The organism is Micromonospora sp. NPDC005206, from assembly GCF_040608175.1.
In the GTDB taxonomy this organism is placed as follows: Bacteria; Actinomycetota; Actinomycetes; order Mycobacteriales; family Micromonosporaceae; genus Micromonospora.
On record NZ_JBEXHU010000004.1, the window covers coordinates 101,887 to 116,506 of the forward strand.

General features: G+C 73.4%; 15 protein-coding genes. 6 read left to right on the forward strand and 9 right to left on the reverse strand.

The features are described 5' to 3' along the window. Positions 1-21 precede the first annotated feature (21 nt). From ABZU69_RS06595 to ABZU69_RS06620, 6 genes are all read right to left on the reverse strand, one after another. The gene (locus tag ABZU69_RS06595; protein ID WP_354963402.1) at positions 22-1,218 is read right to left on the reverse strand and encodes an acyl-CoA dehydrogenase family protein; all 1,197 of its coding nucleotides are present in this window, start codon (positions 1,216-1,218) and stop codon (positions 22-24) included. Further along, on the reverse strand, positions 1,215-2,912 hold the full coding sequence (locus ABZU69_RS06600; RefSeq protein WP_354963403.1) for an acyclic terpene utilization AtuA family protein: 1,698 nt from the start codon (positions 2,910-2,912) through the stop codon (positions 1,215-1,217). Before ABZU69_RS06600 ends, ABZU69_RS06595 begins: the two co-directional genes overlap by 4 nt. After that, entirely contained in the window at positions 2,909-3,718 is an 810-nt protein-coding gene (locus tag ABZU69_RS06605) for a TIGR03084 family metal-binding protein (RefSeq protein ID WP_354963404.1), read from the reverse strand. Before ABZU69_RS06605 ends, ABZU69_RS06600 begins: the two co-directional genes overlap by 4 nt. A 37-nt stretch (positions 3,719-3,755) precedes the next feature. Beyond that, positions 3,756-4,361 carry a TetR/AcrR family transcriptional regulator gene (locus tag ABZU69_RS06610; protein WP_074318993.1) on the reverse strand — a complete coding sequence of 202 codons (606 nt, stop codon included), beginning with the start codon at positions 4,359-4,361 and terminating at the stop codon, positions 3,756-3,758. A gap of 309 nt (positions 4,362-4,670) precedes the next feature. Then, positions 4,671-5,414: a metallophosphoesterase family protein gene (locus ABZU69_RS06615; RefSeq protein ID WP_354963405.1), complete on the reverse strand. Its 744-nt coding sequence runs from the start codon at positions 5,412-5,414 to the stop codon at positions 4,671-4,673. Between the two features lie 133 nt (positions 5,415-5,547). Next, on the reverse strand, positions 5,548-6,225 hold the full coding sequence (locus tag ABZU69_RS06620) for a Crp/Fnr family transcriptional regulator (protein WP_007073398.1): 678 nt from the start codon (positions 6,223-6,225) through the stop codon (positions 5,548-5,550). Positions 6,226-6,368: 143 nt separating this feature from the next. Here ABZU69_RS06620 and ABZU69_RS06625 point away from each other — a divergent pair, with 143 nt between their 5' ends. The 6 genes from ABZU69_RS06625 to ABZU69_RS06650 all read left to right on the forward strand — a co-directional run bounded on the left by ABZU69_RS06625 (position 6,369) and on the right by ABZU69_RS06650 (position 11,631). Continuing rightward, positions 6,369-7,031 carry an adenosylcobinamide amidohydrolase gene (locus ABZU69_RS06625; RefSeq protein WP_354963406.1) on the forward strand — a complete coding sequence of 221 codons (663 nt, stop codon included), beginning with the start codon at positions 6,369-6,371 and terminating at the stop codon, positions 7,029-7,031. A gap of 56 nt (positions 7,032-7,087) precedes the next feature. Beyond that, the gene (locus ABZU69_RS06630) at positions 7,088-8,260 is read left to right on the forward strand and encodes a CapA family protein (protein WP_354963407.1); all 1,173 of its coding nucleotides are present in this window, start codon (positions 7,088-7,090) and stop codon (positions 8,258-8,260) included. A gap of 40 nt (positions 8,261-8,300) precedes the next feature. Next, a complete protein-coding gene (gene nth, locus ABZU69_RS06635) occupies positions 8,301-9,089 on the forward strand; it encodes an endonuclease III (protein WP_354963408.1) in 789 nt (262 codons plus the stop codon). Next, positions 9,086-9,700 carry a TlpA disulfide reductase family protein gene (locus ABZU69_RS06640; RefSeq protein ID WP_354963409.1) on the forward strand — a complete coding sequence of 205 codons (615 nt, stop codon included), beginning with the start codon at positions 9,086-9,088 and terminating at the stop codon, positions 9,698-9,700. The genes nth and ABZU69_RS06640 overlap by 4 nt, the downstream gene beginning before the upstream one ends. After that, positions 9,697-10,389: a CoA pyrophosphatase gene (locus tag ABZU69_RS06645; RefSeq protein WP_354963410.1), complete on the forward strand. Its 693-nt coding sequence runs from the start codon at positions 9,697-9,699 to the stop codon at positions 10,387-10,389. Before ABZU69_RS06640 ends, ABZU69_RS06645 begins: the two co-directional genes overlap by 4 nt. A gap of 63 nt (positions 10,390-10,452) precedes the next feature. Continuing rightward, entirely contained in the window at positions 10,453-11,631 is a 1,179-nt protein-coding gene (locus ABZU69_RS06650) for a MarP family serine protease (RefSeq protein ID WP_354963411.1), read from the forward strand. A 12-nt stretch (positions 11,632-11,643) separates the two neighbouring features. Here the strand turns inward: ABZU69_RS06650 and ABZU69_RS06655 are convergent, their stop codons facing one another. Genes ABZU69_RS06655 through mycP form a run of 3 tightly spaced genes read right to left on the reverse strand, consistent with a single transcriptional unit; the run spans position 11,644 to position 14,575 of the window. Beyond that, positions 11,644-12,351 carry a phosphatase PAP2 family protein gene (locus ABZU69_RS06655; RefSeq protein WP_354963412.1) on the reverse strand — a complete coding sequence of 236 codons (708 nt, stop codon included), beginning with the start codon at positions 12,349-12,351 and terminating at the stop codon, positions 11,644-11,646. Positions 12,352-12,388: 37 nt separating this feature from the next. Beyond that, positions 12,389-13,180: a phosphatase PAP2 family protein gene (locus tag ABZU69_RS06660; protein ID WP_354963413.1), complete on the reverse strand. Its 792-nt coding sequence runs from the start codon at positions 13,178-13,180 to the stop codon at positions 12,389-12,391. Positions 13,181-13,234: 54 nt separating this feature from the next. Continuing rightward, positions 13,235-14,575 (reverse strand): type VII secretion-associated serine protease mycosin, encoded by a 1,341-nt coding sequence (mycP, locus tag ABZU69_RS06665; RefSeq protein WP_354963414.1) that lies wholly within the window; start codon positions 14,573-14,575, stop codon positions 13,235-13,237. Positions 14,576-14,620 lie beyond the last annotated feature (45 nt).

The following is a 14,620-nucleotide window of genomic DNA, read 5'->3' on the forward strand; positions in this document are numbered from 1 at the left end:
AACCCGGCTCACTCCTCGCGCTCATAGGCCCATGCCCTTCGCGATGATCTCGTTCATGATCTCGGTGGTGCCGCCGCCGATGCCGAGGATCCGGGCGTCCCGGTAGTGCCGTTCCACCTCGGCGTCGCGCAGGTAGCCGAAGCCGCCGTGCAGCTGCAACGCCTGGTCGACGACGTGGTCGCAGGCCGCCACGGCGACGTTCTTCGCCATCGCCACCTCGGTCACCACCGGCTCGCCGGCCGCCACCCGGCCGGCCACCTCGTGCACGTACGACCGGGCCGCCTCGGCCCGGGTGTGCATCTCGGCCAGCCGGTGCCGGACCAGCTGCCGGCTGGCCAGCGGACGGCCGAAGGTCTCCCGATCCCGGCACCAGCGCACCGCCAGCTCGACGCAGCGCTGCGCCGTGGCGTACGCCTGGGTGGCCAGCGAGAGCCGCTCCGCGGCGAAGTGCTGCATGATCGCCAGGAAGCCGGTGTTCTCCGCGCCGATCCTGTTGGCCACCGGCACCCGTACGTCGACGAAGGAGAGCTCGGCCGTGTCCGAGCAGTGCCAGCCCAGCTTCTCGAGCCGGCGCCCCACGGTGAACCCGGGGCTGCCCTTGTCAATGACCAGCAGGCTGAGCTCGCCGCTGCCCGGGAAGTCGGTGCAGACCGCGGTGGTCACGAAGTCCGCCCGGTGCCCGCTGGTGATGTAGGTCTTCGACCCGTTGACCACGTAGTGGTCGCCGTCCCGACGGGCGGTGGTACGGATGCCGGCCACGTCCGAACCGCCGTCCGGCTCGGTGATCGCCAGCGCTCCGATCATCGTGCCCGCCAGGGTGGGCCGGACGTACCGCTCGATCAGGTCGTCGTCCCCCGGCTTCGACACGCCGCCGAGCCGGCCGCCCAGCGACCCGCCGGTACGCGCACCGGACGCCGCGACCATGTGCGGCAGCGCGATGCCGTGCGTGAACAGGGCCGCGACCAGGCCGGACGAGCCGCCGGAGCGGATCAGCTCCTCGGTCACGAGGATCGAGTCGAGCAGGTCGCCGCCGCTGCCGCCCACGGACTCGGGGAAGCCGATGCCGAGCAGGCCGAGCTTCGCGGCGGTGGCGTGCAGCGCCCGGGGGACCTCGCCGGCCCGCTCCCACTCGTCCAGGTGCGGCAGCACCTCCCGGGTCACGAAGGCCCGGGTCAGCTCGCGCAGCTGTCGCCGCTCCGGGGTGTCCACGATGCTCACGCCGCCTCCCCGCCCGAAGTCGTGGGCCCGATCGGCACGTCGACCGGCAGGTCGACGGTCCGCGAGCGCAGCAGCTCGCCGAGCGCCTTGGCCTGCGGGTCGAACCGGGTGGACGCGGCCACCCCGGCCCCGAGCAGGCCCTCGATCACGAAGTTGACCGCACGCAGGTTCGGCAGCTCGTACCGCTGCACCGCCAGCGGCGCCGTCTCCGGCAGCAGCTCGGCCAGCCGTTCGACGGTCAACCAGTGGCGCAACCAGGCGTACCCGGCGTCGGAGCGCGCCCAGACACCGAGGTTGGCGTCGCCGCCCTTGTCGCCGGAGCGCGCACCGACCAGCTCGCCGAGCGGCCCGCGTCGGGTCCGCGATAAGGAAGGGCCCCTTCTTATCGGATTTTGTTGTACAGGGGGCCCCTGCAAACACGTGTTCGGCGGTGGCGCGATCGGCACCCGCTCGCCGGAGGGCAGCACCGCGACGTGCGCAACCGCGTCCTGCGGCACCGTGTCGGCGGTGAAGACGCCGTACGGGGTGGCGTCGCCCGGCAGGGTGGTCAGCGTGCAACCCGGGTACGAGGCGAGCGCCAACTCCACCGCGGCGGCCGAGAACGCCCGGCCCGCTCGCATCCGGTCGCTGTCGCGCAGGTGGACGTGGAGCAGCGCGCTGGCCGCCTCGGTGTCGACGGCGTCCGGATGGTCGGTCCGGGCCAGCACGAACTCCAGCCCGTCCTTGCCCACCGCCTCCTCGACCTGCCCCCGGACCAGTGCCGCCTTCGCCTCGATGTCCAGCCCGCAGAGCACGAACGTCATCGAGTTGCGGAAGCCACCGAGGTTGTTGACGCCCACCTTGAGGGTGGCCGGCGGCGGCGTGCCCCGGACGCCGGAGACCCGGACACTGTCCGGCCCGTCCGGGCGCAGCGTCACGCTGTCCAACCGGGTCACCACGTCCGGCCCCAGGTACGCCGGCCCACCGACCTCGTAGAGCAACTGGGCGGTGACCGTCTCCACCGTCACCGCACCGCCGGTGCCCGGATGCTTGGTGACCACCGTGGAGCCGTCCGGGTGCACCTCGGCGATCGGGAAGCCAGGCCGGTGCCCGCTGTCGGGCAGCTCGGTGAAGAAGCTGAAGTTGCCGCCGGTGACCTGCGCGCCGCACTCGACGAGGTGCCCCGCCACGGTCGCCCCGGCGAGCTCGTCCAGGTCGTCTCGATCCCACCCGTAGTGGGCGATGGCCGGGCCGACCACCAGCGACGCGTCGGTCACCCGCCCGGTGACCACCACGTCCGCCCCGCCGTCGAGGCAGGCGGCGATCCCGAACGCGCCCAGGTAGGCGTTCGCCGTCAGCGCGTCGGGCCGTTGGATGGCGTCGCCCTCGACGTACCCGACCCGCACCGGCAGGTCCAGCCGACCGGCGAGCCGATCGATGGCGGCGGCCAGGCCGGCCGGGTTCAACCCACCGGCGTTCGTCACGATCCGCGTCCCCCGGTCGAGGGCGGTGCCGAGGCAGGTTTCCATCTGGCGCAGGAACGTCTTCGCGTAGCCCAGATCGGGGTCGCGCAGCCGGTCCCGGCCGAGGATCAGCATGGTCAGCTCGGCCAGGTAGTCGCCGGTCAGCACGTCCAGCTCGCCGCCGTCGAGCATCTCCCGCCAGGCGGTGAACCGGTCACCGTAGAAGCCGGAGGCGTTGCCGATGCGGATCACGCTCGTACTCCGTGCCCACCGGCCGGCGTCGCGGACGGCTCCCGGCCGACGCCCGGCGGGCCGGCGAAGGCCTGCGCGACGTCGAGCCATTCGTCGGCGACCGGCCCGGTGGCCAGCAGGGCGAGGTCCGCGCGGTGCCGGCGCTGGGTGACCAGCAGGCAGAAGTCCCGGGCCGGGCCGGTCAGCCGGTCGGCGGCGTCCGCCGGACCCCAACTCCAGGTGTCGCCGCCGGGCCCGGTCAACTCGACCCGGACCGGCGCCGTCGGTGCCGGTCGGCCGTGCGCGGCGAAGCCGTGCCCGAGGGTACGCACGCCGAGGTGCGCCACGTGTCGGAGCCGGTCGCTGGCGGGGCGGGCGACGCCGAGCGCGTCGGCCACGTCCTCGCCGTGCGCCCAGGTTTCCATGATCCGGGCGGTCGCCATGGAGGTGGCCGACATCCGGGTGCCGTACCAGGGCAGTTTCTCGCCGGCCGGGACGGCGGCCAGCGCGGCGGCGAGCGCCGTCCGGCCGGCGCGCCAGCGGGTCAGCAGCTCCGCCGGCGGGGCGAGGAACTGCTCGGCGCCGTGGTCGACCATGCGGGCCGGGTCGGGTGCGGCGCTCACCGTCGCGAAGAAGGCCGCCGCATCGGTGGCGGCCAGCAGCGCCACGTGGTCGGTCCAGGCGAGGTGGGCGACCTGGTGCCCGATGCTCCAGCCCGGCGCGAGGGTCGGCCGAGCCCAGTCGGCCGCCGGTAGCGGAGCCACCAGGGCGTCCAGCTGGGCGGACTCGTCGGCCAGGTCCGTGAGCAGGTCGCTGAGGTCGACCATGGTGCCTCCGGTTGGTGCGGGCCGGTGCGGCCGGCGGTCAGGGCGTGAGCAGAGTGGCGAGCTGGCGCTTCCAGGTGGTCAACAGGGCGGTGCGCCGAGCCGAGTCGTCGTTGAGCAGGTTCGCCACGCCCAGCCCACGAAGCAGGTCGAGGGTGGCCTGCACCGCTTCCCGGACGCCGGGGCGGCGCTCGTCGACGCCGAGCAGGGCGACGGTGAGTCGGTGCATCTCCCGGCCGACCGTCGCCTCCAGGGGGACGAGGGCGTCCCGAAGCTCCCGGTCGGTGCGGGCGGCGACCCAGAGTTCGAGCGCGGCCACGAAGAGCGGCCCGGTGAAGGCCACGCCGAGCAGGTCGATGACCCGGTCCAGCCGCTGCGGCCCGGCCGGCAACGCCTCCGCCTCGGTGCGCAGCTCGTCGGCTCGACGCTCGGCCAGGTGGGCGACGGCGGCCGTGACCAGCGCGGCCTTGGTGGGGTAGTGGTGCAGCTGAGCGCCTCGCGAGACGCCGGCCCGGGCTGCGACGACGGTCGTGGTGGTGCCGGACCAGCCGTGCTCGACCAGACAGTCGACGGTCGCCTCCAGCAGCCGGGCCTGGGTGGCCCGACTGCGCTCCTGCTGAGGGACACGCGTCGATGCGGTGGACACGGGCATAGCCTGCGGCCTCCGAAACAAACAGTCAAGACTGACTTTTTCTAGGCTTCCGCGACGACGGATGCTGCCTCTGGAGGAGGCCGGTCGGTGACGGCGCTCCGTGAGCCTGTAGAGCTGCCCCAGGAATGGGACGCCCTCCAGGTCACCCGCGGCAGGTCGGGGCGCCTGCCAGGTCGGTGTGCCGGGCTGGCCGGGGGACACGCGCGGCCGTCCCAGATCTGGGGCAGCTCTACAGGCGCAGAGGAAACCTCCAAGCCCGAGCCGGCTGCGGGTTCGCCCCGGGCGCGGTAGGCGGGACCGATGTCAGCGACCGTCGCGGGGAGCGAAGACCGCCAGCGCCTCCGCATCGCTGTACTGGGAGCGCAGGTACTCGTCGACCCAGGCGACGGCATCGGGGAAAGTGGATTCAGCGGCCACCCGAGCGCAGGCCGCGTCCACGTCGAACGCGGTGCGGCGCAGTTGCGCCCCCGGCCCGAGCAGTGCCCACCACGCGCCCGCTCCGCCGTACGGCATGCCGACGCTGCCCGCGTTGACCACCAGGCGGCGGTCGACCAGGCGGGTGAAAGGCATGTGGGTGTGGCCGCAGACCACCGTTCCGATCTCCGGCGGGAGGCCGGCGAACACCTCCGACCAGCGTGCCATCCGGGAGTCGACGAGCACGACCTCCTCGTCGTCGCGGGGCGTCGCGTGACAGAACAGCGTCGGGCCGAGGCCGTCGATCTCCAGGGTCACCGTCGTCGGCAACGCGGCGAGCCGAGCGACCTGGTCCTCACGCAACTCCCCGGCGGCCCAGTTCGACACCTCGATCGAGGCGGGCCGGCCGGCGCGGGCCTCGACCAGCTCGCGGTCGGCGTTGCCCCCGACCCAGCAGATCCGGTCGCCGAGGCCGGCGAGCAGGTCGAGCACCTCGACCGGTTGCGGGCCGGCGGCGATGTCGCCGGTGAGCACGATCAGGTCGGCGGCGGCGACGTCCGGCTCGGCCAGCACCGCCTCCAGTGCGGGCAGCACCCCGTGGATGTCGGACAGGACAGCGACTCGGCTCAGCATCGCTCCACCCTCCGGCCGGACCGGCGTCCCGTCCAGCGATTCTGCGCCGGGCAGACGAGGAAGCGGTGAGCATCAGGCGCAACGAAAGTCCCCGCCTGCCGTCATCGACGGCGGGCGGGGACGGACGTGCTGCTCAGACGCGGGCGCGGCGGGCCAGACGCTCCGGGTCCAGGATGATGATGCTCTTGCCGTCCAGCCGCAGCCAGCCGCGGGAGGCGAAGTCGGCCAGCGCCTTGTTGACCGTCTCCCGGGAGGCGCCGACGAGCTGGGCGATCTCCTCCTGGGTGAGGTCGTGGGTTACCCGCAGCACGCCACCGTCGCGGGTGCCGAACCGGCCGGCCATCTGGAGCAGGTTCTTGGCGACCCGACCCGGCACGTCCGTGAAGATCAGGTCGGCGAGTGAGTCGTTGGTCCGGCGCAGCCGCCGGGCGAGCACCCGGAGCAGCTGCTCGGCGATCTCCGGACGGTTGTTCAGCCACGGTCGCAGCGCCTGCTTGCGCAGCCGCACCAGCCGGGTGTCGGTCACCGCGGTGGCGGTCGCCGTACGCGGACCGGGGTCGAAGAGCGACAGCTCACCGACCATGTCCGACGGGCCCATCACCGCGATCAGGTTCTGCCGGCCGTCCGCCGCGCGGCGGCCAACCTTGATCTTCCCAGACAGCAGGATATAGAGGCTGTCACCGGGCTCGCCCTCATTGAAGACGACCTCGCCCTTGCGGACCTCGATCGTCTCCATCTCCTTGGCGAGCGCCTCGGCAGCCTCCGGGTCTACACCCTGGAAGATCCCGCTGCGGGCCAGTACCTCGTCCATCGCCCACCTCCGGTTGCGCGTGCCGTCCGTCGGCCGGGTCCGCCGTCCGCTGATCCCCTCGCGCGCCGCCAAGTCTAGGCGCACGTGAGCACGAATCAGAGGTCGCCCCTGGAATCTTGATCGGTGGGCGTAACCTGCCCGACGTGCTGAGCGAGCCGACTCTGACCAGCCGCACCGAGGACGGGCGGGACATCCCGCTGCTCGTCTGGCGCGCGGACGGGCCCCTGCGTGCCGTCAGCAGCGGCCCGCTGGGCGGTGGGATCGGCGTCCGGCGCTGGGTGCTCAACGCCACCGTGCCCATGTCGTACGACCGGGACGACCCGGCCGCGCACCTGGCCTCGCTCGCCGCCGACCTGGCCCTCGACGGGCCCGGGGTGGGGCTGCTGACCGGCGTCGATGTGGCTGAGGTGGTGACCCGGACCGACACCGGCGTTCGGGCCTGGGCGACGGTCGGGCTCGGCATTCCGGTGCCGGCCGCCGCGCCGGCTCCGGCCGCGCTCACCCAACGGGTCGGCACGGTCAACATCGTGGTGTACGTGCCGGCCCGGCTCGCCGATTCAGCTCTGGTCAACGCGGTGGCCACCGCGACCGAGGCCAAAACCCAGGCGATCAGGGAGCTGGGGTTGCCGGGAACCGGCACGCCGACCGACTCGGTCACCGTGCTCTGCCCGGTGGACGGGCCGGAGGCCGCGTACGGCGGGCCACGCTCCGCCTGGGGCGCCCCGCTGGCCCGAGCGGTGCACGCCGCGGTGTTCGCCGGCGGCGACCGGCCGGTCGTGCCCTGGTCCGAACGCCTGACCGGCTGAACTTCCGGCCGATCGGCCCTCGTCGGCGCGTTTGACGACCGGTAGGGTCGCCAGCGATGTATGCTCCCGCGCCCCTCACCCCCCGCCCGCGCCGCCGCGTCGCCCTCGGGCTCGCCGCGCTGCTGGCCGCCCTGCTCGTCGCCGGCTGTGCGGACTCCGCGGAGGCGCCCGTCTGGCAGCCGGGCGCCGGCGGCGGTGGCACCGGCGCGCCGGTCGCGACGGCCGGGCCGAAGGGCAGCGACGGCCCGACGACGTCCGGCCGCGCCATCTCGCTCTCCGCCACCGGCGACATCATCATGGGCAACGCGCCGAACCGGCTGCCCGCCGCCGGCGGAAAGGGCTTCTTCAACTCGGTCACCGAGGCGCTCAAGGCCGACTTGGTGATGGGCAACCTGGAGGAGCCGTTGACGGTGGACACCGGCACCGGCAAGTGCGGGGCCAACTCCACACGCTGCTTCCAGTTCCGGGCCCCACCGGAGTACGCCGCGCACCTGCGGGACGCCGGCTTCGACGTGCTCAACCAGGCCAACAACCACGGCTACGACTACGGGCCGAAGGGCTACCGGAACACCCAGCAGGCGCTGGAGAAGCACGACCTGGAGCACACCGGGGCCCCCGACCAGATCACCGTGGTCGACGTCAAGGGCGTCAAGGTCGCCGTGGCGGGCTTCTCGTCGTACGTCTGGTCCAACAGCCTCGTCGACATCACCAAGGCGAAGGCGGTGGTCGCCAAGGCCGCCACGATGGCGGACCTGGTCGTGGTGCAGGTGCACATGGGTGGCGAGGGCGTGGAGAAGACCCGGGTGAAGCCGGGCACCGAGATGTTCCTGGGCGAGAACCGGGGCGACCCGGTCAAGTTCTCGCACGCCATGATCGACGCTGGCGCGGATCTGATCGTCGGACACGGACCGCACGTGCTGCGCGGCATGGAGTTCTACCGGGGTCGGCTGATCGCGTACAGCCTGGGCAACTTCGCCGGTGGGGGCAACTCGCTGAGCAACGACGGCCGGCTCGGCTGGGGCGGTGTGCTAAAGGTTTCGCTGAAGCCGGACGGCACGTGGGCCGGTGGCTCGTTCACCTCGACGTACATGAACTCCGCCGGCAAGCCGACGATGGACCCGGACGACCGGGGCCTGGGCCTGGTCACCGAGTTGAGCCGCAGCGACTTCCCGAAGGGTGGCGCCCGGTTGGACGGGCAGGGCAAGATCTCCGCACCGACGGGCGGTTGACCCGGCGGGAACGTCCGGGGCGCGACGTAGGCTGACCGTCGTGACCAGTAGCCCTCCCGGTGCCAGCGAGACCGACCTCGGGCGCAAACGCCGTGCCCGCAAGATCGGCCGGGTGCTGGCCGAGACACACCCTGACGCGCACTGTGAGCTGGATCATTCGACTCCGCTGGAGCTGGCCGTCGCCACCATCCTCTCCGCGCAGTGCACGGACAAGAAGGTCAACGAGGTCACCCCGAAGCTCTTCGCCCGCTACCCGACCGCAGCGGCCTACGCCGGCGCCGACCGGGGCGAGATGGAGGAGCTGATCCGGCCCACCGGCTTCTACCGCAACAAGACCGACTCGCTGCTCAAGCTCGGACAGGCCCTCCTCGACCGGTACGACGGCCAGGTCCCCGGCCGGCTCGTCGACCTGGTGACGCTGCCCGGGATCGGCCGCAAGACCGCCAACGTCATCCTGGGTAACGCCTTCGACGTCCCCGGCATCACCGTCGACACGCACTTCCAGCGGCTGGTCCACCGGTGGCGGCTGACCACCGAGACCGACCCGGTCAAGATCGAGCACGCGGTCGGCGCGCTGTACGACAAGCGCGACTGGACGATGCTGTCGCACCGGATCATCTTCCACGGGCGACGGGTCTGCCATGCCCGCAAGCCGGCCTGCGGCGCGTGCACGCTGGCCAAGCTCTGCCCCTCGTACGGCACCGGTCCCACCGAGCCGGCCGCCGCCGCCAAGCTGCTCAAGGGGCCTCGGGCGCGCGACCTCGCGGCGGCCGCCGGCGTCGACCCGGAGTTGGTGCCCGCCCAGGCGGTTGCCGCGGAGGTGCCGTGAACCGGCGCCTCGCCCTGCTGGTCCTGCCGCTGCTGCTGCTCGTCGTCACCGGGTGCACCGCCGGCGCGGACGACGCCCCCGCGCCCCGGGCGACCGCCGCCCAGCGTCCGTCGCCGTTCCGGGACTGCGCCGCGCTGAGCACGGCACCGACGGCCGGCGCGGGCACGGCGGCACCCACGATCGGCGGGGAGGAGCTGCCGGAGCTGACCCTGGCCTGCTTCACCGGCGGAGCCCCGGTCACGTTGCGGGATGTGGCGGGGCCGGCGGTGATCAACGTGTGGGCGTCCTGGTGCCCGCCGTGCCGCAAGGAACTGCCCGCCTTCCAGCGGCTCAGCGAGCGGGCCGCCGGCCGGCTCCAGGTGGTCGGGGTGAACAGTCGGGACAGCCGCGACGGCGCCCAGTCCATCGGCGACGATTTCGGCGTCCGGTTCCCGATCCTGGTGGACCAGGGCGAGGCGCTGCAACGGGCGCTGAACCGCAACGCCATCCCGCTGACCCTCTTCGTCGACGGCCAGGGTCGGATCCGGCACATCGACGCCACCGGCGCGCTCGACGACGCCCAGCTCGACAAGCTGGTCCGCCAGCACCTCGGCCTGGCGGTGCCGGCGTGACCCGTCGACCCCCCGAGTGGATCGAGCCGTTGCTGAGCCGGCTGGGCACCGCCCGCGCGGAGGACTTCACCCGACTGATCACCCCGGCCCAGGGCGGCCGGGAGAGCGCCGTGCTGGTGCTGCTCGGCGAGCAGCCCGGCGCCGGCCCCGACGTGCTCGTGCTGCAGCGCGCCGCCAACCTGCGCAACCACGCTGGTCAGCCGGCCTTTCCCGGCGGCGCTGCCGACCCCGAGGACATCGACGTCCGCGCCACCGCGCTGCGCGAGGCGAACGAGGAGGTCGGCCTCGACCCGGCGAGCGTGACCGTGCTGGCCGAGCTGCCGAAGCTGTGGATCCCGGTCAGCGACTTCGTGGTCACCCCGGTCCTGGCCTGGTGGCACGACCCGCACCCGGTGCACCCCCGGGAGCCCGCCGAGGTGGCGCACGTGGCCCGGCTGCCGGTCAGCGAGCTGGTCGACCCGGCCAACCGGCTGCGGGTCCGCCACCCCAGCGGCTGGATCGGGCCTGCGTTCTCGGCGCGCGGCATGCTGGTCTGGGGGTTCACCGCCGGGGTGCTGGCCACCCTGCTGGAGATGGGCGGCTGGGCCCGCCCGTGGCCGCATGGCCGGGTTGTCGAGCTGCCGCCCACCGGGGCGACGCCGGCACCCTCGGCCGGCACCGACGACGCCGACGAGACCGCCCTGCGCTGACCCCGCGGTCACCTTCCGCAAGCGATGGTCATCTGCCGGGCGCCCTGCCCGTACGCTGGACCCGTGTCCGTCGTGGATCTCGTCCTGCTGCTGCTCATGCTCGTGTTCGCGATCAGCGGATACCGCCAGGGCTTCGTCATCGGAATCCTGTCGCTCTCCGGCTTCTTCCTCGGGCTGCTGCTGGGCCTCCAGCTCGGGCCGCTGTTCGCCCGGCAGTTCGTGGACCCCGGCATCCGGGTGCTGATCTCGCTCGTGGCGGTCTTCGGGCTGGCCGTGGTCGGGCAGGCGCTCGCCGGCTGGCTCGGCTCGCACCTGCGCAAGACGATCACCAGTGAGGTCGGCAAGCAGGTCGACGACGTCGGCGGGGCGTTCGTCTCGCTATTCGCGGTGCTCCTGCTCGCCTGGCTGGTCGCCGTGCCGCTCGGCTCGTCCTCGGTGCCCTGGCTCGCCGCCTCGGTGCGCAACAGCGCGCTGATCACCGTGGTGAACCAGGTCCTGCCGGAGCAGGCCCACGAGCTCTCCACCGCGCTGCGGGACACCGTCGACACCGATGGTTTCCCGGACGTCTTCGGTGACCTCGCACCAACCCGTGCCCGGCAGGTCGAACCTCCCGACCCGGCGTTGGCCGGCTCCCAGGTGGTGGTCAACGGCCAGCGGTCGGTGGTCAAGGTGCTCGGCTCCGCGCCCGGCTGCTCGCGCCGGATCGAGGGTTCCGGCTTCGTGTACGCCGACGACCGGGTCATGACCAACGCGCACGTGGTTGCCGGCACCCGCTCGGTGTCGGTGGAGCTGGGTGGCGACCGGTACGACGGCGAGGTGGTGGTCTACGACCCGGACCGGGACCTGGCCGTGCTGCTCGTACCCGGGCTGCCCGGCCCGTCGCTGCGGTTCGCGGCCGGCAACGCGGGCAGCGGTACGGACGCCATCGTGCTCGGCTTCCCGCTCGACGGCCCGTACAACGCGCAGTCGGCGCGTGTGCGCGACGTCGACCGGATCACGGGGCCGGACATCTACGCCTCCGGAGACGTCACTCGGGAGATCTATACGATCCGGGCGTTGGTCCGCAGCGGAAACTCCGGCGGTCCGCTGGTCTCCGCCAACGGCCTGGTGCTCGGCGTCATCTTCGCGGCGGCGGCCGACGACCCGAACACCGGCTTCGCGGTGACCGCCGCCGAGGCGCGTCCGGTGGCGCTGGCCGGCGCGGAACGCAACCGGCGCGTCGGCACCGGCGAGTGCACCTGAGCGGCGCCCTGGTCAACTCCGGGCTGGTGCGGCGGGCCTGCGGCCGCTGGGCAGCTTCGCCCGTCCCCACCGCACCCCTCGATCGAGCACGCTGCGCGCCATGATCGCCACGCAGGTGCCGCCGTTGAGGAAGGAAGCCACCACGTCGCTCGGGTGGTGCATCCCCCGGTACATCCGGGTCAGCGCCACGCCCAACGGCACCACCAGCAGCAGCGTCCACCAGGCCACCTTCGCCCCCGTGCTACGGGTCCGCAGCGCCAGCAGGACCGCGATGCCGACGTAGAGCGCCATCGCCGCCGAGGTGTGCCCGGACGGGAAGCTGGAGGTGGGCGGCGAGACGTCCATGTGCTCCACCGCCGGCCGCCGCCGGTCGATCGCGAGCGTGGTCAGCAGGAACACCAGCGCCTGGGCGGTCACCGCCGCGCACAGGAACACCGGCTCCCGCCATTGGTTCAGCCAGAGCCGCAGGGTCAGCGCCACCAGCACGGTGACCACCACGATCATCTGGGTGCTGGCCAGCGTGCTGAACACCAGCGACACGTCGTTCCAGCCGGCGGTGCGATCAGCGGCGAGCTCGCGGTTCACCGCGTCCTCAACGGTGAACGGCCAGGTCCGGGCGAACACCCGGGTGATCAGCACCCCGAGCAGCACCATGACGCCGAGCAGCAGGGACACCGGCAGCAGCACCCGCCGGACGATCTGGACCGCGGTGTCGGACATGGGCCGGCCAGTACCCTGTCGTGGTCGTCGGCACGCCTCAGGCGGCTCCGGGGTCCCGCTTCACCTCCGGCGCGAGGCCGTCCCGGGTCGCCCGGACGGGCCGCAGGCCGGTGTGCGCCCGCCAACTGGTGAACGCGGCCGTGGTCGCCGCGACCACCGCCGCACCCAGCAGCCACCCGCCCAGCACGTCGCTGGCCCAGTGCACGCCGAGTGCCACCCGGCTCAGGCCGGTCAGCACGGCGACCAGCACCGCGGCGACCCAGAGCGTGACCCGCCACCGCCCCCGCCCGGCGTACGGCAGGAGCGCCAGCAGCAGCACACCGGCCGCCAGGGTGGCGTTCAGCGCGTGCCCGGAGGGGAACGCGTAGCCGACGGCTCGGGCGACCGGGTCGAGCAGGTCCGGCCGGTCCCGGCCGACGAGCAGCTTGAGCAGCGGGCCGATCAACCCGCCCACCACCATGGTGGTGGTCACCCACAGGGCCAGCCGGCGGGCTCCCCGGCGTAGCAGCCAGATCACCAGGAGCAGTGCGCCGGCCCGCAGCGGCATCGGCGCGAACACCTCGGTCCAGACCCGCATCAGCGCGACCCAGGCCGGATGGTCGAGCGCGTAGCCGTGCAGCGCGTCGGTGACCGTCGCGTCCAGCCGGTGCAGCGGCGCCCAGCCCCCGAGCACCAGCAGGGCGAGCAGCGTGAACGGCACCAGCACCAGGAACGTCGCCGTCGCGGCCAGCGTCAGCCGCAGGCCCAGCGAATGATCCGGGTCGAGGCGGCGGCGCCACCAGGACGGGTGGGAGGCGTGGGCCAGGGTGCGCGGGCCGGGCGTGCTCATGGGCACGGTTCTACCCCACCGGCGGTGCGCTCAGCCCTGCGGCGGCGGAAGCGATCAGCGGGCCCGCTGGCGGAACCGCCGCACCATCAACGCCGCGCCGGTGATCAGGGCGACGAGGAGCACGGCCGCTGTCCACAGCTGCTCCGGCGCCGAATCGGACGGCCCGCCCGCCGCCCGGGCCGTCCACCGGGTCTGCTGCCGGGGGGCGGTGAGACCGAGCGGGTCGCTGCCGGCGCCGGTCACCGGGTCGTTGTCGGCGGAACCGGGGGCCGGGCCGAAGCCGACCACGCCCGGCGACGTCTGGTCGTCCAACGGGTTGGCGGTCACCGGGGGGACCTGTGCGGTCAGCGCGGCCACCGGGTCCACCGCCCCGTACCCGAATCGGTCGTCCCGTCCGGTCGGGCCGAGGTCGCGCGCGGTGGCCAGCAGCCGGTTGACCACCTCGCCAGCGGGCATCCGCGGGTAGCGGGACCGCACCAGCGCGGCGGTGGCGGTCACCAGCGGCGCGGCGAAGCTGGTGCCCTGCACCCGCCAGTACCCGTCCGGGGATTTGGCGCCGACCAGCCCGGTGGCGGGTGCGCTCAGCACCGTCGCCCGGCCGGTGATCGAACCGGACCAGAGATTGTCGCTGCTGCGTTCCAGGCCGGCGACCGCGATCACGCCCGGCTCACGGGCCGGATACCAGACCTTGGAGTTGCTGGAGGTGGCCAGGTTGCCGGTGCAGGCGACCACGACCACGTCCCGGGCGAAGGCGTAGTCCAACGCCGCGGCCAGTGCGGGGCTGTCGCCGCTGCCGCCCAGCGACAGGTTGATCACGCTGGCGCCGTGGTCGACCGCCCAACGCACACCCTGGGCGACGATCAGCGCGTCGTCGTAGCGGTTCTCGTCGTCGAGCACGCGCACCGGCAGGATCCGGGCGTCCGGCGCCAGGCCGACCACGCCCCGCTTGTCGTCCTTCCGACCGGCGATCAGGCCCGCGACGGTGGTGCCGTGCCCCACCGGATCCGGTCCGGCGCCGCCGTCCGGGCCGACCAGATCGACACCGGACAGCACCTGGCCCACCAGATCGGGATGGCTGGCGTCCACGCCGGAGTCGATCACCGCGACGGTCACCCCCCGCCCGGTCGAGCTGCGCCAGGCCGTCTCGGCGCGCAGCTCGTCGAGCTGCCACTGCTCGTCGCGGACCTGGTCGGTGCGGCTCACGCTGTCACCAGGGGCGAACACCGCCGGCGCGCCGGCGAGCTGTCCGCCGGTGGCGGGCGCGGTGACGGGCGCGGCGGCCGCGGCCGGGGCCACGACGGCGAGCACCGCCACCGCACCGAGCAGCACCCGGCCGGTTGCCCGTCGGGCCGCTGCCGGACAGCTGTGCCGAACCCCAGTCACATCCTCTGCCATTCATCCCGACGGAACCATGACGATCGGAGATTACCGGTTTCCTCA

Bases quoted from the DNA above. Each gene is read 5' to 3' on its own strand.
- ABZU69_RS06605 (WP_354963404.1), bottom strand. From the start codon at position 3,718: ATGGTCGACCTCAGCGACCTGCTCACGGACCTGGCCGACGAGTCCGCC.
- ABZU69_RS06615 (WP_354963405.1), bottom strand. From the start codon at position 5,414: ATGCTGAGCCGAGTCGCTGTCCTGTCCGACATCCACGGGGTGCTGCCC.
- ABZU69_RS06620 (WP_007073398.1), bottom strand. From the start codon at position 6,225: ATGGACGAGGTACTGGCCCGCAGCGGGATCTTCCAGGGTGTAGACCCG.
- ABZU69_RS06630 (WP_354963407.1), top strand. From the start codon at position 7,088: ATGTATGCTCCCGCGCCCCTCACCCCCCGCCCGCGCCGCCGCGTCGCC.
- ABZU69_RS06655 (WP_354963412.1), bottom strand. From the start codon at position 12,351: ATGTCCGACACCGCGGTCCAGATCGTCCGGCGGGTGCTGCTGCCGGTG.
- ABZU69_RS06660 (WP_354963413.1), bottom strand. From the start codon at position 13,180: ATGAGCACGCCCGGCCCGCGCACCCTGGCCCACGCCTCCCACCCGTCC.
- mycP (WP_354963414.1), bottom strand. From the start codon at position 14,575: ATGGCAGAGGATGTGACTGGGGTTCGGCACAGCTGTCCGGCAGCGGCC.